General features: G+C 66.0%; 19 protein-coding genes. 10 read left to right on the top strand and 9 right to left on the bottom strand.

Annotation, left to right across the window (positions count from 1 at the left end; translation table 11 throughout):
* The first annotated feature begins 1 nt into the window (after window position 1).
* The 6 genes from EA472_RS16880 to EA472_RS16855 all read left to right on the top strand — a co-directional run bounded on the left by EA472_RS16880 (window position 2) and on the right by EA472_RS16855 (window position 3051).
* Window positions 2-280: a ubiquitin-like small modifier protein 1 gene (locus EA472_RS16880; protein WP_124192685.1), complete on the top strand. Its 279-nt coding sequence runs from the start codon at window positions 2-4 to the stop codon at window positions 278-280.
* A gap of 530 nt (window positions 281-810) precedes the next feature.
* The gene (locus EA472_RS16875) at window positions 811-1491 is read left to right on the top strand and encodes an AzlC family ABC transporter permease (protein WP_243637887.1); all 681 of its coding nucleotides are present in this window, start codon (window positions 811-813) and stop codon (window positions 1489-1491) included.
* Complete coding sequence (locus EA472_RS16870) at window positions 1484-1804, top strand: AzlD family protein (protein WP_124192684.1); 321 nt, start codon at window positions 1484-1486, stop codon at window positions 1802-1804. The genes EA472_RS16875 and EA472_RS16870 overlap by 8 nt, the downstream gene beginning before the upstream one ends.
* 40 nt (window positions 1805-1844) lie before the next feature.
* Complete coding sequence (locus tag EA472_RS16865; protein WP_124192683.1) at window positions 1845-2111, top strand: hypothetical protein; 267 nt, start codon at window positions 1845-1847, stop codon at window positions 2109-2111.
* On the top strand, window positions 2112-2471 hold the full coding sequence (locus EA472_RS16860) for a hypothetical protein (RefSeq protein ID WP_124192682.1): 360 nt from the start codon (window positions 2112-2114) through the stop codon (window positions 2469-2471).
* A 127-nt stretch (window positions 2472-2598) separates the two neighbouring features.
* Window positions 2599-3051: a pyridoxamine 5'-phosphate oxidase family protein gene (locus EA472_RS16855; protein WP_124192681.1), complete on the top strand. Its 453-nt coding sequence runs from the start codon at window positions 2599-2601 to the stop codon at window positions 3049-3051.
* 56 nt (window positions 3052-3107) lie between these two features.
* Here the strand turns inward: EA472_RS16855 and EA472_RS16850 are convergent, their stop codons facing one another.
* Both EA472_RS16850 and EA472_RS16845 read right to left on the bottom strand, forming a co-directional pair.
* Complete coding sequence (locus EA472_RS16850) at window positions 3108-3257, bottom strand: DUF7560 family zinc ribbon protein (RefSeq protein WP_124192680.1); 150 nt, start codon at window positions 3255-3257, stop codon at window positions 3108-3110.
* 127 nt (window positions 3258-3384) lie between these two features.
* Entirely contained in the window at window positions 3385-4047 is a 663-nt protein-coding gene (locus EA472_RS16845; protein ID WP_124192679.1) for a helix-turn-helix domain-containing protein, read from the bottom strand.
* A 196-nt stretch (window positions 4048-4243) separates the two neighbouring features.
* Here EA472_RS16845 and EA472_RS16840 point away from each other — a divergent pair, with 196 nt between their 5' ends.
* A complete protein-coding gene (locus EA472_RS16840) occupies window positions 4244-4633 on the top strand; it encodes a winged helix-turn-helix domain-containing protein (protein WP_124192678.1) in 390 nt (129 codons plus the stop codon).
* Between the two features lie 92 nt (window positions 4634-4725).
* Here the strand turns inward: EA472_RS16840 and EA472_RS16835 are convergent, their stop codons facing one another.
* From EA472_RS16835 to EA472_RS16820, 4 genes are all read right to left on the bottom strand, one after another.
* Window positions 4726-5370, bottom strand: a complete 645-nt coding sequence (locus tag EA472_RS16835; protein ID WP_243637882.1) for a metal-dependent hydrolase — start codon at window positions 5368-5370, stop codon at window positions 4726-4728.
* 349 nt (window positions 5371-5719) lie between these two features.
* Complete coding sequence (locus EA472_RS16830; protein ID WP_124192677.1) at window positions 5720-7645, bottom strand: aldehyde ferredoxin oxidoreductase family protein; 1926 nt, start codon at window positions 7643-7645, stop codon at window positions 5720-5722.
* A gap of 327 nt (window positions 7646-7972) precedes the next feature.
* Window positions 7973-8161, bottom strand: a complete 189-nt coding sequence (locus EA472_RS16825) for a DUF1328 family protein (RefSeq protein WP_124192676.1) — start codon at window positions 8159-8161, stop codon at window positions 7973-7975.
* Between the two features lie 185 nt (window positions 8162-8346).
* A complete protein-coding gene (locus EA472_RS16820; RefSeq protein WP_124192675.1) occupies window positions 8347-10209 on the bottom strand; it encodes a bacterio-opsin activator domain-containing protein in 1863 nt (620 codons plus the stop codon).
* Window positions 10210-10412: 203 nt separating this feature from the next.
* Here EA472_RS16820 and EA472_RS16815 point away from each other — a divergent pair, with 203 nt between their 5' ends.
* Window positions 10413-10601: an HVO_0649 family zinc finger protein gene (locus tag EA472_RS16815; RefSeq protein ID WP_124192674.1), complete on the top strand. Its 189-nt coding sequence runs from the start codon at window positions 10413-10415 to the stop codon at window positions 10599-10601.
* A gap of 35 nt (window positions 10602-10636) precedes the next feature.
* On the opposite strand, the gene aroC is transcribed toward EA472_RS16815, so the two are convergent.
* The 3 genes from aroC to EA472_RS16800 all read right to left on the bottom strand — a co-directional run bounded on the left by aroC (window position 10637) and on the right by EA472_RS16800 (window position 13132).
* Window positions 10637-11791, bottom strand: coding sequence for a chorismate synthase (gene aroC, locus EA472_RS16810; RefSeq protein WP_124192673.1), 1155 nt, complete (start codon window positions 11789-11791; stop codon window positions 10637-10639).
* Between the two features lie 95 nt (window positions 11792-11886).
* A complete protein-coding gene (locus EA472_RS16805; protein ID WP_124192672.1) occupies window positions 11887-12585 on the bottom strand; it encodes a cytochrome c biogenesis CcdA family protein in 699 nt (232 codons plus the stop codon).
* 1 nt (window position 12586) lies between these two features.
* Window positions 12587-13132 carry a TlpA family protein disulfide reductase gene (locus EA472_RS16800; RefSeq protein ID WP_124192671.1) on the bottom strand — a complete coding sequence of 182 codons (546 nt, stop codon included), beginning with the start codon at window positions 13130-13132 and terminating at the stop codon, window positions 12587-12589.
* A 185-nt stretch (window positions 13133-13317) separates the two neighbouring features.
* Here EA472_RS16800 and EA472_RS16795 point away from each other — a divergent pair, with 185 nt between their 5' ends.
* Both EA472_RS16795 and EA472_RS16790 read left to right on the top strand, forming a co-directional pair.
* Window positions 13318-14388: a glucose 1-dehydrogenase gene (locus EA472_RS16795; RefSeq protein WP_124192670.1), complete on the top strand. Its 1071-nt coding sequence runs from the start codon at window positions 13318-13320 to the stop codon at window positions 14386-14388.
* Window positions 14389-14518: 130 nt separating this feature from the next.
* A complete protein-coding gene (locus tag EA472_RS16790; RefSeq protein WP_124192669.1) occupies window positions 14519-15757 on the top strand; it encodes a mandelate racemase/muconate lactonizing enzyme family protein in 1239 nt (412 codons plus the stop codon).
* Window positions 15758-15847: the final 90 nt, after the last annotated feature.

Genomic DNA, 15847 nt, shown 5'->3' with positions numbered 1-15847 from the left:
TATGGAACTCGAGCTTCGGTTCTTCGCGACCTTTCGGGACGCAGTCGGGCAGAAAGAACGGACGCACGTCGTCGACGACGAAACGACTGTCGGCGACGTGCTCGCGACCCTCGAGCGCGAGTACGAGGGTCTCGACGGGCAGTTACTCGAGGACGGGGAACTTCGCGACCAGTTGAGCGTGTTGAAAAACGGTCGCGACGTGGTCCACGCGGACGGTGCCGAGACGATCCTCGACGACGGCGACGTGCTCTCGGTGTTTCCCCCCGTCGCCGGCGGCTGATACGGACCGTCGTCCATCGGTCCCGATGGATCCACACCCGTATCACGTTTGCACCGGTACGTCGGTACGATCGGATGAGTCGCCTCCGACAGTAGCCACCGAACGCCAGTACGCATTCGCCGCGCGACACCGGTGCGATCGGTGTGCAAACGGTTTCGGTTGATACTCTATTTGGCGGCGAGTGAGCGCTCGAAACCATCCTCGAGCGACGGTTTCCGGAAACGGCGACGATCGGAAACCGTCGCTCGAGACGTGCTCTTTTCGGGTACCGCTGCGGAGATCCGCCGTGTCGATCGGTCGCGTGCTACCGTTCGTCACTACGGCGCAACTTCGAGACCGATTTAGCCTTCGTCCGTCTGAAGGCCGCTGTGGTCGACGGAACCGAACGCGACGGCGAGCCCGACGCACGCGCCCGAACGATCGAGGATAGAGAGCCCGACGCTCGAGCGAGAGGCCGGAACCGAGACGCTCGCACTGCCGACGCGGATCGAAAGCGGCGCGTCGAGTCCGCCGGGACCGACCGCGAAGCGATCACGTTCGGTCGCGAGGGAATTCGCGTGGGGTTTCTCACGACCGTCCCGGTCGCGATCGGCGTCGGCGGCTACGGCGTCGCGTTCGGCGTCCTCGCAAATCGGGCCGGATTGAGCGTCGCGGAGGCCGCGCTGATGAGCGCCACCGTTCTCGCCGGCGCGTCGCAGATCGTCGCCGTCGAGCTGTGGACCGATCCGATTCCGGTCGCCGCGATCCTCGTCACGGTCTTCGCGATCAACCTCCGGTACTCGCTGATGGGGGCGGCGTTACAGCCCTGGTTCCGGCGGCTCACGCCGAAGCAGATCTACGGGAGCCTCTTTTTCATGGCCGACGAGAACTGGGCGCTGACGATGCGGGAGCTCACCTCCGGCAGCGGCCGGGGTGCGTTCCTGCTGGGGAGCGGCATCGCGATGTGGCTCTTCTGGGTAGGGTCGACGATCGTCGGCGCGATCGCCGGCGGCGTCGTCGGCGACCCGGCCCGCTACGGGTTCGACTTCGTCTTCGCGGCCGTCTTCGTCGCGCTCGCGGTCGAACTCTGGGAGGGACGGTCGTCGCTCGTCCCCTGGCTCGTGGCGCTGGCGGTCGCCGTCGTCGCGGCGGAACTGGTGGCGGGCCGGTGGTACATCCTGCTCGGCGGCGTCGCCGCCGCCGTCGTCGAGGTGATCCGATACGATGCGTGAACCGCTGTCGCTCGATCCGTTCGTCGTTGCCGTGATTCTGGCAATGGCCGCCGTGACGGTGGTCACGAAAGTCGGCGGCATCTGGCTCGTCCGTCACGTCGAGTTGAGCGAGCGCCTCGAGGCCGGCTTCTCGGTGCTACCGGGTGCGATCGTGATCGCCGTGCTGGGGCCCGAACTCGCGGCGGGCGGTCCGGCCGAGTGGGGTGCCGGCGCGGTCGTGCTGGTCGTGATGTGGCGAACCGAGAGCATCCTGCTGGCGTTGTGTGCCGGGGTGGCGGGCGTCGTACTCCTTCGGTCCATTCTGTCCGTCTGACCGGGCGCGCTTTTATCGGTCCAGCGCGCCAATCGGACGTATGGCAGCGACGGTACGAATCGAACGCTCCTTTCGGGGCATCTCCGAACGACTCGCGGTGCGGTACCTGACGAACCTGGGCGGCGAACGAACCGCCGAAGACGTCGTCGAGGGTGACGGCTGGTCGGCGAGCGTCGACTCCGAGCAGGTCGGCGTGGGCCCCACCCTCTCGCTGACCGAAGTGACCGTCGTCTTCGAGGGCGGCGAGGATCGCCTCGAGTCGCTCGTCGAGCAGTTCGCGCGAAAGGCGATGCGAGCGGGTGGCTAGATGGCCGACGATCCGATCGACGGACAGATACTCTTGCTCACCGCGGCGAAAGCGAGCGTGCCGCCCATCCGGCTGCCGGACCTCCTCGAGCGAGTGCAGGCGACGGCCGAATCCAACCGCGACCGATACCGTCAGGCGTACGAGCGAATTCACGACGACGAGGACCTCGAGGCGTTCCTGGTCGCGGACGACCAGTGGGACGAACTCGCAGCGGACGTGGGACTGTCCGATCGCGAACTGTCCGCGGTGCGTCGCGCCCACGAGGCGCAATTTCGCCGGATCGGACGTCGAACCGATCGGGAAACCGAGTTCGAACGCACCCTCGAGATTCGGAGCCCGCTGCTCGTCGGCCGCGACTGAGCCGGGCCGGTCGTCCAGACGACCGCCCGGTGGGAGAGGTCCGTCCGAAGCGGGCGGTAGCCGTCGGCGGCCGCGGGCGATGACAACTATAAAGAGACTGTTTCCCCTTCTCTGATCCACTGAGACGATGGCTATCAATCAGGAAGTCGAAATGACCGACGCGGAGATCGACGATTTCCTCGCTCGGCACGAGACGGGGGTGTTGTCGCTCGCGCGGGCGGACGTGCCGTACGCGATACCGATCTCGTACGGGTACGACGACGGCGAGCGGGAGATGTATCTGCGACTCGTCTCGACGGCCGAAAGCGAGAAACGCGATTTTCTCGACTCCCGACCGGACGCCCGTCTCGTCGTCTACGACGAAGCCGACTCCGTTTACCGAAGCGTGATCGCGACGGGGGCGCTCGAGAACATTCCGCCGTCGAAGCTCTCGCCCGACGAAATCGCACAGTACGGGCGAGCGAAGCGACCGCTGTTCGAAATCTGGGCGCAAGGGAAGGACGAACTCGACATCGAGCTGTACCGGCTCACGCCGGAGTCGATCGACGGTCGACGCACCGAAGTCGACCGGAGCGAGTGACGCGATTCTCACGGAAGAGTCCGCCGACCGACACCAACCTCTGTCGCTACGTCGACTCAGTTCGTCGACTGCTCCGGTGCGAACGCCGCCGACGTAACCGATGCACCACAGACCGGACAGCCGTGTGAAAGCATCGCTTCGCGCATCGTGTCGTTGATCTCGATCTCCTGCCCACACTCGGGGCACGTGAATTGGAATCTACTCATGTCGGTGGATCGCTCTCGTCTCGCGTGACGGGTTCCTGGATACTAGCTGTACGTCCACTATATATAGGGTTGCTGTTCGATTCCGGTTCGCAGTAGGTACCGAAGGGTTCTTGCGTTCGCATTCGTCTCACCCCTCGTCGTCCAGGATCGCGTCGAGCAGTTTCGACTGGGCCGCGGCGAGGTGCTCGGTGAAAGTCGTTCCCGTAATTCCCAGTTCGCTCGCGACCTCGCCGGCGTTGGCCTGCTTCGGATGCTCGAAGTACCCCATCCGGTGGGCCGTCTCGAGGACCTCCCGCTGGCGATCGGTCAGCGTACTTCGGTCGACGAAGACGAGATTTCCGTCCGTGTGTTCCTGCTCGGACTGGAGCAGGCGTTTGACGTCGAGGTTCGCGTACGCGTCCCTGAGTTCGCCGATGATCGCCTGGAGCCCCTCCATATCCGCAGCGTGAAACGTCAGGTACAGCGAGGTTCCCTGTGCGCGTACGTCGACGACGGGGCTATCGAACCGTTCGATCGTCTCGCAGGGGCAGCCGCGGCCGAGTTCGCGACTAAATCGATAGACCGAGCCGGACCCGTACGAGAAGACGGGTGAGAGGTCCACGTCGAGGTCGAACTCGTCGGGGTACTCGTCCGCCTCGAGGACGAACTCCTCGGTGACGCGTTCGCATTCGGTCGGATTGGTGCTCTTCGAGAGCGAGTGGATTCGACCGCCCGCCTCCTCGGCGACCCGGGTCACTACGCAGTCTGGCGGGTCGTCGATCTTGATCTCCGCACGGATCCCCGAAGGCATCGCCTAGACGATGGCGGCTACGGGCAGGTAAACCCTCCGTCCATCGTGCTCTGTCAGAACCCGAATCGCCCCGGTGCGTCGCGCTCGCGGTGGACAACGCGTCGACCGAGTCTCCAAACGCGACACCCCATATAAAGCACCCTGTATTTATTGGGACTCATTTGGAGGGCAACCGGGCGGTACTAGAGAGTGAACGATGTCCATTTCGAACCCCTCCGCGACGCGAGGATGGCCGGCCGAAGACCAACAGATCGATCCACAGGCGGTGCTCGGTGCGCTCGACGACGACGCCTGCCGCGCCATCCTCGAGGCGACGAGCGACGAGTCGCTGACGGCGACCGAACTCTCCGAACGGTGTGACATCCCGACCTCGACCGCCTACCGAAAAGTCGAGAAGCTGGCCGACGCGGACCTCGTCGACGAGCGGATACGCATCAACACGACGGGAAAGCACGCCACGGAGTACCGGAAGTGCTTCGACGACGTCGTCGTCTCCGTCGCGGACGAGGGCCGAATCGAGATCGAGATGACGAAACCCGATTCGACGTCTTCTGCGTCGTCTCACTCGGCTGTCGCGGACGACTGATACGGTTTGGCGGCCGTCAGTTTCGGTACCATCGCGACGGGACGCGAGTACGCCGGCACACGGTGACAGCGATCCGTACGATGGCGCGAGCGTTACCGTCCGCCGCCGCTGCGTTGCTCGCGGTCGTCGCTCGCGTCCGAAGTGCGGCCGGCCGGTGGCCGGCCGCCGACGAACTTCGCGCCGCCTTCGGCGATCCGTTCGAGGACCGTTGCGACCGGCTTTCGAAGCGTCGCGTACCCGATCGAGACGACGAGCAGCGCGACGACGACCGTGCGGATCGCGCCGTCGAAGACGAACAGGACGGGGACCGAGAGCACCGCCGCGAGCGCGAGATCGCCCGGCGATCCGTCGTAACCGATCAGCGGACGAGGCTCGAGCCAGCGGCCGTGGTAGTGGCTGTAGACCGCCCGGTTCGACTCGCCCTGCCAGGGCTTCAACTCGAGGCCGCCCCCGAACCAGTCGGCGACGGCGTGGAGCGCGGCGGTACAGACGAAGACGGCGAGGCCGACGGTCGCGACCGACGGTGCGACGAGCGCGAACAGCGTCGCCGGAACGGCAAGCGCCGAGTAGTAGACGGGAAAGTGAAGCGTCTTCCGGTGGGACGCGATCACGTCGAGATCCGGAACGAGGCCGCCGCCGATCGCGGCGACCGCTGCGACGCCCGCGAACGCCGGTTCGACGGTCGCCACGGCGGCCGCGAGTACGAGTCCCGAGAGAACGTGGGTCGTGGCCATCACGGTAGCGAAACGACGAACGGCGACCGCATATGTCCGTCGAAACCGCCCCCGATACGGTTTACTGTCCGTCAGTTCCGGCCCACCCGCGACACGGGCGGCGGGTGCACCGGGACATCGGGACAGTAATCCGTGCGAGGCCGACCGGACGCGCTCTTCGATCGCTGGTGATCGGTACGTCGCTCGAGCGAAACGCGGTGGACGGTTCTCGAGTTGATATTCCCACGCCCTAAGTGGGGTTTTGCGCTTGTTCGCCCCACAACGGCGGGGCTCGTCGACTCGCACGGAACGCTGTTACCGTGTCCCGACGGGATCGTAAACCGTTCGCGATCGAATCGGCGACGACTGAGTATCAGTCGTCTCCCGGGGCCGCCGCGCCGCCGTCGCTGCTGATGCCGGTACCGGGGCCGACCTCGATCTCGAGTTCCTCGAGTTTCTCCTCGGGGACGACGCCGTCGACCCAGCCGCGGTGGTCGTAGTACTCCTCTTTCATCTCCTCGAGTTCGCAGTACTCGCCCTCACTGGCTCCCTGGCCGGGGATGCCGTCTTCGAGGAAGCGCTCGGGCAGCGAGTCGTCGTCGCCGTCGAAGCCGGCGAGGTTGTTGTAGTACCGCTCTAAGTTGTAGATGCGCTCGCCCGCCTCGAGCAGGTCGTCTTCGGTCACGTCCAGGCCGGTCATGCCGTTGTACTGCAGGACGTACTCCTCGATCCCCTCGGCGAAGGCGTTGAACTTGCAGATGTCGAAGCTGTCGGAGATGGCGTGGAGGTCCTGGAAGGCCGCGGTCAGTTCGCCCTTGCCCTCCCACTCGTAGGGGTCGACCTTCTCGGGAATGCCGAGAATTTCGGCGGCCGGCGTGTATCCGCGCAGGTGGCACGCGCCGCGGTTCGAGGTGGCGTAGCCGATGCCCATCCCCTTCATACAGCGCGGATCGTACGCGGGGATCGTCTGGCCTTTCACCGCCAGCGAGTTCTCCTCGGCGTCCCGGCGCTCGGCGACGCGGCGTGCGCCCTCGGCCAGCAGGTCCGCGAGGTCGTCCTCGCGGCGGGCGATGCGTTCGATCATCTCGACCATCGTCTCCGAGTCGCCCCAGTCGAGTTCCCCGACGCCCTCGAGTTTGCCCTCCTCGGTCATCTCCATCGCCATCGCCATCATGTTGCCGACCTCGATGGTGTCGACGCCCATGTCGTTACAGCGGTCGATCATGAGCGCGACGTCGTCGCGGTCGGTGTGGCCGGAGTTCGGTCCGAGTGCGAACGCCGACTCGTACTCGTAGGACTCCGTCCGAACGTTCATCTCCTCGCCCTTGTGCATCGTCTGGACCTCGACTTCCTTCTTGCAGGCGACCGGACAGGAGTGACAGGTCGGCTCGTCGACGAGGATGTTCTCGCGGACGTTCTCACCGGAGACGCGCTCGGAGTCGACGTCCGCGCCCTCCGCCTCGCGCATGCTCCGGGTCGAGGTGTACTTCGCGTTGCGCGTCGGCAACCCGTCCATCTCCTCGGTGATGTTCATCAGGACGTTGGTGCCGAACTGCGAGAGCCCGCCCTCGTTGGGTGCGGTGACGTCGGACTCCTGAATCGCTCGCATCGCCTGCTGGTGACCTTCTTTGAACGTCTCCTGGTCCGCAGGCTGTGGCATCTTCGTGTTCGATTTGACGACGATGGCCTTGAGGTTCTTCGACCCCATGACACAGCCCGTACCGCCACGACCCGAGGCGCGGTCGTCCTCGTTGACGATGCAGGCGTACTTGACCCCGTTCTCGCCGCCGGGACCGATCGCCATCAGCGAGAGGTTCTTGCCGTAGGAACCGTCTACCTCCTGTTCGAGCCGATCGCGAGTCTCGTGGACGCCCGAACCCCACAGATGCGAGGCGTCGCGGAGTTCGACCTCGCCGTCCTCGACGTAGGCGTAGACCGGCTCGTCGGCTTCCCCCTCGAACAGCAGTCCGTCGAAGCCGGCCCACTTCAGGCGGGCGCCCGACCAGCCGCCGTGGTGACTGTCGGTGACGGTTCCGGTCAGCGGCGATTTAGTACAGACCGCGATCCGCCCGCTCATGGTGACTTGCGTGCCCGACAGCGGCCCGTTCACGAACGCGAGCAGGTTGTCCGGGCCCAGCGGATCGACGTCTGCACCCTGTTCGAACACGTACTTTACCCCGAGGCCGCGCGCACCGATGTACTTGCGGGCGTCCTCGTCGTCGATCGGCTCGAAGGCGACCGACTCCTCGGAGAGGTCGATGCGAGCGACCCTGTCTTGAAATCCGCCGAGTTCTGTCATGGTAATCCGCTACCGTTGGATTGTACGTCCATCGTGTTAGGCGTTCCCAATCAGACGTAACCGGATGTGGTTCCGTCACGCTCGGCAGTCTCGAGCGCTCGTCGAATCGTCGTCTCTCGATCGCGGCCGGGCGATGTCGATTGTGGGTCGGTGAAAATTACCGTCGAGGACTCAGTTGTTCGTTCGACGCGGTGGGACGAACCGCCGACGTTACGGTCGCGAACGGCGATCGACCTCGAGCTGCAAGTCCAGCTACCGGGCGACGACCGGAGCCGCCACCGATCGCGTCCGGTCGGCAGCGTCGATTTGCGGACGACGGGGCGGCCGCTACAGTAACAACGCCACGATCGCGAGAACGATGAAGATCAACACGAAGATCCGCGCGATCTCCATCGAAATCCCGGCGACGCCGCGTGCGCCGACGGCGGCGGCGATGATCGCGAGCACGAAAAAGACGATCGCCCAGTACAGGAATCCGCCGCCGCCGATCTGGATCGGAGTCGTGAACTCGAACATACCGGCGGCTACCACGACGGATCACATAAACGCCTGCGACCGTCGTACGCAGTTCGTGGCCATAATCACGGGCTACGTGTCACTCGGCTTTCCTCTCGCGGGCGACGCAGACGGACCGCCGGACGCAGGTACCGGTGAACCGCGACCGTCCCACGATTGCCGGTACGTCGCCACGACGGATCGTCTCACTCGTCGTCGAAGAACGCCCGGCACAGCTTCGCCTCCGCGGCTCGCAGGTGTTCGTGAAAGGTCGGACGCGAGACGTCGAGCGACTGGGCGAGTTCCTCGCCCGTGGCTGGACGGGGCCACTTGAAGTAGCCGCCGAGGTAGGCTCGCTGTAAGACGGCGAACTGGCGGTCGGTGAGTTCCGCCTCGAGTCGGGCTGCGAACTCCTGTTGCGTTCGCTCGTTCCGGTCGTGCTGGCGAAACGAGATGACGTCGGTGCGGTCGTATCGATTCTCGAGCGCTTCGACGATCGATCGAACGTTCGCCGATCGCGGGATTTCGAGCGTTATCCGGGCCGTTCCGCGGTCGCTTTCGACGGTTCGAACGCGAACGCCGCGGTCGGCGAACCAGGAGACGGGGTCCTCGTCGCCGAGCAGTTCGATCAGACAGGACTCCTCGCGTTCGACGACGACGCGACAGTCGACGCCGTCCAGTCGGTCGGCCGCCGCTTCGAGGGACTCGGCGTCCGTCCCGACGACGCTGTACAGCGACGCCGTTTCGTCGCCGGTCCGGTGGACGGAGCGGCGGTATTCGAGTCGACAGTCCGCCTCGAACGAGAGCGCGACGGGCGCGACCGTCCGATCGGAGAGTTCGATCTCGACGGCGACGACGGCGTCGGTCTCGAGCACTTTGCTCGTCTCGCGGGCGTTGATCCCGCTCGCGACTGCGCGCGCGAGCGACGAGAGGATGACCTCTTCGCGGTCGTCGACCGACCGATCGTCGTCGAGTTCGACCGTCATCACGCCGTACTCCACCCCGTTGAACGAGAGCGGAAACGCCGCGTTGGTTCGACCGTCGACGGGTTCGACGACGACCGAACCGTTCGCGAGCGCCTCGGTCGCCGGGTGGCCGTCCGCCGAGATGGGGGCCGAATCGGTGGCGACCGCGCTACCCGCGGCGGTCCGAACCGCGACCTGCCCCGTGGCGGGGTTGCGTTCGCCGATCCAGACGGCCTCGTACGTCGGTTCCTCGACGACGCGCTCACAGACCGCGTCTTCGAGTTCGCCTCGGCTGGTCGATCCGGTGACGGCCGTCGTGACGTCCTGGACGAGCCCTTCGACCCGCTCGAGGATGTACTCCAGTTCGTCGGTTCGACGCTCGAGCGCCAGTTCGGCCTCCTTTCGGGCCGTCACGTCGTTCTGAAAGCCGACGTAGTTCGTGACCTCGCCGCGTTCGTTTCGAACCGGCGCGATCGTCACCTCGTTCCAGAACGGGGTCCCGTCCTTGCGGTAGTTCGTCACCTCGACGGTGACGGGCCGTTCCTCGTCGACGGCGGCCCTCATCTCGGCGATCGCGTCCTCGTTCGACTCTTCACCCTGCAGGAACCGACAGTTCCGGCCGACGACGTCGTCGTACTCGTATCCCGTGACCCGTCGGAAAGCGTCGTTGACGTAGACGAGCGGGTTGTCCTCGCGATCCGGATCCGTGATCGCGATCCCGACCGGTGCCTCGTTGATCGCGCGCTCTTTTACCGCGCGGTCGTCGACCGACGGCGACTCGTGCGCTCGCGCTTCGAACGTGATCGTCGCCCCGTCGGGACCGCGGTGAACTCGCGCACTCCACTCGTCGCCCAGGTCGACCCGTCTCGCCGTCCCCACCGTCGTCTCGTCGACCGCAGGCTCGAGTCGCTCCCAGCCCTCGATCGGTTCCGTCTCCCACGGACGCTCTCCCGCGAGATCGAAGGCGTCCCTCGCCGCCTCGTTGGCGTACGTGACCGTCCCGTCGTCGACGCCGACGACCGGGTCGACGACGTTCTCGAGTGTCGCCGCTGCGGATCCGCCACCGTTCGGGTAGCCGTGTCCGCTTTCTCCGACGTCGTTCATATCCGTTCGTTCGTCGGGACGGTCAAAGAACCATTGCGTCCCGACGACGGCTCGTCCGGGCTGCTGTCAGACGGTCTGGCGCAACGAATTACCGTGTAATCGCGAACCGTCTGCGGCCCCTCCGGAACTGACGGACGGGATCCGTATCAGCCGACCGGCACGTACCCCTGAACGTTATTAACTGCCACGATCTATAATGATATATGTCGCCGCACAGCTCACCGTTCGAGCAGCTCCGAGAGAAGTTCGACAGCTCCGAACTCGAGTGTCGCCGGTGCGGATTCCGAGATTCCGACAGCGGCTGGCGCGTCACGACGTCGGGGAGTCGGGTTCGCTACCAGTTCGTCTGTTCGTCCTGTCACGCCGTCGAGACCAGGGAACTGCGTCTGTGACGATCGGCGTGCGCGAACGGCGAGTTCGTCGACGGCTACTCGTTTCTGGGGTTACTCGGGTGGTATTCGGTATCGTAGCGTCCCGGCTCGCCGTCGACCCGATCCGGGTTGATCCGACCCGAAAGAAGCATGAAGTCGACGAGCGTCAGCGCGAGCATCGCCTCGACGACGGGAACGCCACGCGGCGGCAACACCGGGTCGTGACGGCCGATTACCTGCGCGTCGTCGACGACCTCGCCGGTCTCCCAGTCGACGGTCTGCTGTTCTTTGGGGATCGACGTCGGCGCGTGTAGGGTCACTTCGCCGTAGATCGGCTCGCCGCTCGAGATGCCGCCCTGGATGCCGCCGTGGTCGTTCTCGACCGGCGTCGGGTCGTCGTCCTCGCCGAACTCCCAGTCGTCGTTTCGATCCTTGCCGGTCCACTCGCGGGCCTCGCGGCCGAGCCCGAACTCGAAGGCCGTCGCGGCCGGAATCGCCATCATCGCCTGGCCGAGTCGCGCCGACAGCGAGTCGAACCGCGGCGCGCCGAGTCCGGCCGGTACGCCCCGCGCCTGGAAGTAGACGCTGCCGCCGATCGAGTCCCCCTCGTCCTGGTAGCGTTCGATCAACTCCTGCATCTCGGCCGCGGTCTCGGGGTGGGCACAGCGGACGTCGTTCTCCTCGGAGTGCTCGAGCATCTCCTCGAAGCTCACGTCGGGGGCCGACACGTCGCCGATCTGGTTGACGTGGGCTTTGAGCTCGATTCCCTCGAGCGCGAGCAGCTTCTTCGCGATCGCGCCCGCGGCGACCCAGTTGACGGTTTCCCGGGCCGACGACCGGCCGCCGCCGCCCCAGTTTCGCGTCCCGAACTTCGCGGAGTACGTGAAGTCGCCGTGACTGGGACGCGGCGCGGTGATGAACGGCTCGTACTTGCCGGACCGGGCGTCTTTGTTCTGGATGACCATCCCGATCGGCGTCCCGGTCGTGTAGCCGTCCTGGACGCCGGAGTTGATCGTCACGTCGTCGGGTTCGCCGCGGCTGGTCGTGATCATCGACTGGCCCGGTTTTCGCCGGTCCAGGTCCTTCTGTACGTCCGATTCCGAGAGCTCGAGGCCGGCCGGACAGCCGGAGACGGTACAACCCATCGCCTTCCCGTGACTCTCGCCGAACGTGGTCACCTGGAACAGGCGACCGAACCGATTCCCGTTCATTATCCCTCCATCTGGGACGTGGACACTTAGCCCTGCAGGTTCGTCGCCGATCGACTCGTTCGCCCGGTGGACGCCGCGACGACTCGACGCATGGATCAGCCGATCCCGAGCTGTCCGAGTCCGCCGTACGGGAACAGAAAGAGGTACAGTTGGGCGACCCCGGCGACGACCAGCAACGCGCCGGCTGCGCGCTGGAGCAGCGGTCCGCGGGGCACGACGCGCCGGAGGATCGAGTCGCGGCCGACGGCCGTCACGAGCGTCACGACGACGAGCATCGCAGCCATCCCGCCGGCGTAGGTGGCCACCGTTACCAGCGCCGCCGCGGCTCCGACCGTCAGACTCGAGAGCACGACGGCGACGAACAGCGGGGCGGTACAGCCGGTGGAGGCAACGGCGTAAGCGACGCCGAAGCCGAAGTAGCCGCGGTAGCTCCGCTCGCGCTCCGGCAGCGCGATCGTGAACGTCCGCCCCTTCGCGACGCCGCCGAACGTGGCGATGCCGAGGACGATCAGGGCGAGACCGACGCCGGCACCCAGCAACACCAGCCGCTCGAGGTAGTGCGCGCCGACGCTGACCGCGATGCCGACCAGTCCGAGGTACACCGCGAACATTCCGAGGCTGGCGACGAGGCTCACGGTCGCCGCCTGTCCGAGCGTTCCGCGTCTGGTCGCACCGACGTCGTCTCCCAGGTAGTAGGCGACGTAGCCGGGCAGCATCGGGTACGCACAGGGGGCGAAGAACGTCATCGCTCCGGCGGTGAACGCGAACCAGAGGCGTAGTTCCGGAAGCACCATCTCACTCCGATTCGAGTTCCTCGTCGACGCGTGCGGTGATCTCGTCGGCGTCGGCGACGCCGCTCGTATCCCAGCGGACGTTCCCATCGGGGTCGACGAGCACGAGCGAGGGGTAGACGCTGACTCCGAACTCGGCGTGGACGTCGGCGTCGGGATCGATCGCGGCGGGCCAGTCGACCTCGTTGTCGTCCCAGTAGTCGGCGACGAGCTCCTCGTCGTCTTCCGGCGACACCGCCCGCATCGCCAGCGTCTCACGGTCGTACTCCTCGCGAACCTCGTGGAGGTACTCGAGCTGGGGCTCGCACGGACCACACCAGGTCGCAAAGAAGTACACCAGCGTCAGGTCGGCGTCGGCCACGAAGTCGATCGTTTCGCTTCCGTCGGCGACGCCGAGGCCCGGGTGTGCCAAATCGGCGGGGACGCTCGAGGGGACGTTGTTCCCCATCGAGCCGAGCGCGTTGGTCGCGATGCCGAGACAGCCTGACAGCGAGGTCGCCGCGGCGAGGGCGAGGACGCCGCGGCGCGTTACGTCGCGTTCGGGGACCATACGATTAGGTTATTGACATTAGTATTTGATACTTTCTTTCGCGTTCCTAGACGATCGTCGTCACGGCGCACCCGTCTCGCCGGACCGGCCGTTCGGAACGTCGGGTGGTACGCCGGTGAGCGAGAAGTTCAGTTATTTACTACAAATATGGTAAATCTTTAGTACGCCGCGCCGCTAGTCGGCGTATGAAAGCGATCGTCGTCGAACCGGGGACCGGAGAACCGGCTCTCGTGGACGTCCCCCGACCGGAGCCAACGCCGGGCGAAGCGCTCGTTCGCACGCTGCGCGTCGGCGTCGACGGAACGGACCACGAAGTCATCGCGGGCGCACACGGCGACGTACCGCCCGGCGACGACCGGCTCGTGCTCGGTCACGAGGCCGTCGGCGTCGTCGAGGACGCGAACGACACCGATCTGGTGGAGGGCCAGTACGTGGTTCCGACGGTGCGACGACCGCCGAACGGGACGTCGAACGAGTTCTTCGATCGCGCGGAACCCGACATGGCTCCGGCGGGCGAGTACGTCGAACGGGGAATCGCCGGCGCACACGGCTTCATGGCGGAGTACGTCACCAGTCCGGCGGAGTATCTGGTTCCCGTCCCCGACGCGCTCGCGCCGCTTGGCTTTCTCGTCGAACCGATCAGCGTCACCGAGAAGGCCGTCGAACACGCCGTCGCAGCCCGATCGGCGTTCGACTGGCGTCTCGAGTCGGCCCTCGTCCTCGGAAACGGCTCGCTGGGCCTGCTCACGCTCGCGATGTTCGCGGACGTCTACGACGTCGACCGGACGTACTGTCTCGGCCGTCGCGACCGTCCCGATCCCACGATCGATCTCATCGACGGACTCGGCGCGACGTACGTCGACTCCCGGGAGACTCCCGTCTCCGAGTTCGCCGACGTCCACGAACCGGTCGACCTGGTCTACGAGGCTACCGGCTACCCGAAACACGCCTTCGAGACGATCGACGCCCTCGCACCCAACGGCGTCGGCGTCCTGCTCGGCGTCCCCGAGCCCTGGGAGTTCGAGATCGACGGCGGCCGGCTCCACCGGGAGCTGGTGCTTCACAACAAGGCGCTCGTCGGCTCCGTCAACTCCCACCGCGGTCACTTCGAGTCCGCCGTCGACACGCTCGCCCAGCTCCCCGAGGAGTTCCTGGACGACCTCGTCACCGGCGTCTACGACCTCGAGAACTTCGAGGCGGCGTTCGAGACCGGCGACGACGTCGTGAAGACGGCCGTCGCGTTCGACAAAATCTGAGAGGTGCGTTGTACCGATGTACCGATGCAGCCACGATGCGCCCGTGGATGGTCCGGTGCCGATTCACGACACCCCCCGCGACGGGAGCGGGATGGCAACTATTACTAGCGTCGGTGTCTCCACCTAGGCCATGGGCGTCGATTACTCCACACTGCACGATCCAAACGCCGAGTACACGATGCGGGATCTCTCGGCGGAGACGATGAACGTCACGCGAGAGCGCGGCGGCGGACGGGACGTCGAGATCACCGACGTCCAGACGACGATGGTCGACGGCAACTTCCCGTGGACGCTCGTCCGCGTCTACACCGACGCCGGAATCGTCGGCACCGGCGAGGCCTACTGGGGCGCGGGCGCGCCCGAGCTCATCGAGCGGATGGGTCCCTTCCTCCGGGGCGAAAACCCGCTCGACATCGACCGGCTGACCGAGCACCTCACCCAGAAGATGTCCGGGGAGGGCTCCATCGGCGGCGTCACCGTCACGGCGATCTCCGGCATCGAGGTCGCGCTCCACGACCTCGCGGGCAAGATCCTCGACCTCCCCGCCTACCAGCTGCTCGGGGGCAAGTACCGCGACGAGGTGCGCGTCTACTGCGACTGTCACACCGAGGAGGAAGCCAACCCGATCGCCTGCGCCGAGGAGGCCGAACGCGTCGTCGAGGAGCTCGGCTACGACGCCCTCAAGTTCGACCTCGACGTCCCCTCGGGTCACGAGAAGGATCGCGCGAACCGCCACCTCCGCGAGCCGGAGATCGCCCACAAGGTAAGCATCGTCGAAGCCGTCACGGAGGCGGTCGGCTCCCGCGCGGACGTCGCCTTCGACTGTCACTGGACGTTCTCCGGCGGCAGCGCGAAACGCCTCGCCGCGGCGCTCGAGGAGTACGACGTCTGGTGGCTCGAGGACCCGGTCCCGCCGGAGAACCACGACGTGCAGCGGGCCGTCACCCAGTCGTCGAGTACGCCGATCGCGGCCGGCGAGAACGTCTATCGCAAGCACGGCCAGCGCCGACTCATCGAAGAGCAGGCCGTCGACATCATCGCACCCGACATGCCGAAGGTCGGCGGCATGCGCGAGACGGCGAAGATCGCGGACAAAGCCGACATGTACTACATGCCGGTGGCGATGCACAACGTCTCCTCTCCGGTGGCGACGATGGCGAGCGCCCACGTCGGTGCCGCGATCCCGAACTCGCTTGCCGTCGAGTACCACTCCTACGAACTCGGCTGGTGGGGGGACCTCGTCGAGGAGGACGTCATCGAGGACGGCTACATCGAAGTCCCCGAAGAACCGGGACTCGGCGTCACCCTCGACATGGACGCCGTCGCCGAACACATGATCGACGGCGAGGAGCTGTTCGACGAGGCGTAAACGTCGTCGAGCCAGCGAATCTTCGATTTGCGTCGTCGAGCTCGAAACCCCCCGATGTTCGTCGTTCGATCTGTGCGGCGCGACGTCGAA

Source organism: Natrarchaeobius oligotrophus (assembly GCF_003841465.1).
GTDB lineage: Archaea > Halobacteriota > Halobacteria > Halobacteriales > Natrialbaceae > Natrarchaeobius > Natrarchaeobius oligotrophus.
This window is presented reverse-complemented; position numbering and strand designations above follow the sequence as displayed.

Excerpts from the sequence above, each read along its gene's own strand:
- EA472_RS16825 (WP_124192676.1), bottom strand. The coding sequence starts at position 8,161 with ATGTTCGAGTTCACGACTCCGATCCAGATCGGCGGCGGCGGATTCCTG.
- EA472_RS16880 (WP_124192685.1), top strand. The coding sequence starts at position 2 with ATGGAACTCGAGCTTCGGTTCTTCGCGACCTTTCGGGACGCAGTCGGG.
- EA472_RS16795 (WP_124192670.1), top strand. The coding sequence starts at position 13,318 with ATGAAAGCGATCGTCGTCGAACCGGGGACCGGAGAACCGGCTCTCGTG.
- EA472_RS16815 (WP_124192674.1), top strand. The coding sequence starts at position 10,413 with ATGTCGCCGCACAGCTCACCGTTCGAGCAGCTCCGAGAGAAGTTCGAC.
- EA472_RS16840 (WP_124192678.1), top strand. The coding sequence starts at position 4,244 with ATGTCCATTTCGAACCCCTCCGCGACGCGAGGATGGCCGGCCGAAGAC.
- EA472_RS16790 (WP_124192669.1), top strand. The coding sequence starts at position 14,519 with ATGGGCGTCGATTACTCCACACTGCACGATCCAAACGCCGAGTACACG.
- EA472_RS16850 (WP_124192680.1), bottom strand. The coding sequence starts at position 3,257 with ATGAGTAGATTCCAATTCACGTGCCCCGAGTGTGGGCAGGAGATCGAG.
- aroC (WP_124192673.1), bottom strand. The coding sequence starts at position 11,791 with ATGAACGGGAATCGGTTCGGTCGCCTGTTCCAGGTGACCACGTTCGGC.
- EA472_RS16870 (WP_124192684.1), top strand. The coding sequence starts at position 1,484 with ATGCGTGAACCGCTGTCGCTCGATCCGTTCGTCGTTGCCGTGATTCTG.
- EA472_RS16830 (WP_124192677.1), bottom strand. The coding sequence starts at position 7,645 with ATGACAGAACTCGGCGGATTTCAAGACAGGGTCGCTCGCATCGACCTC.
- EA472_RS16800 (WP_124192671.1), bottom strand. The coding sequence starts at position 13,132 with ATGGTCCCCGAACGCGACGTAACGCGCCGCGGCGTCCTCGCCCTCGCC.
- EA472_RS16845 (WP_124192679.1), bottom strand. The coding sequence starts at position 4,047 with ATGCCTTCGGGGATCCGTGCGGAGATCAAGATCGACGACCCGCCAGAC.
- EA472_RS16860 (WP_124192682.1), top strand. The coding sequence starts at position 2,112 with ATGGCCGACGATCCGATCGACGGACAGATACTCTTGCTCACCGCGGCG.
- EA472_RS16865 (WP_124192683.1), top strand. The coding sequence starts at position 1,845 with ATGGCAGCGACGGTACGAATCGAACGCTCCTTTCGGGGCATCTCCGAA.
- EA472_RS16820 (WP_124192675.1), bottom strand. The coding sequence starts at position 10,209 with ATGAACGACGTCGGAGAAAGCGGACACGGCTACCCGAACGGTGGCGGA.
- EA472_RS16805 (WP_124192672.1), bottom strand. The coding sequence starts at position 12,585 with ATGGTGCTTCCGGAACTACGCCTCTGGTTCGCGTTCACCGCCGGAGCG.
- EA472_RS16855 (WP_124192681.1), top strand. The coding sequence starts at position 2,599 with ATGGCTATCAATCAGGAAGTCGAAATGACCGACGCGGAGATCGACGAT.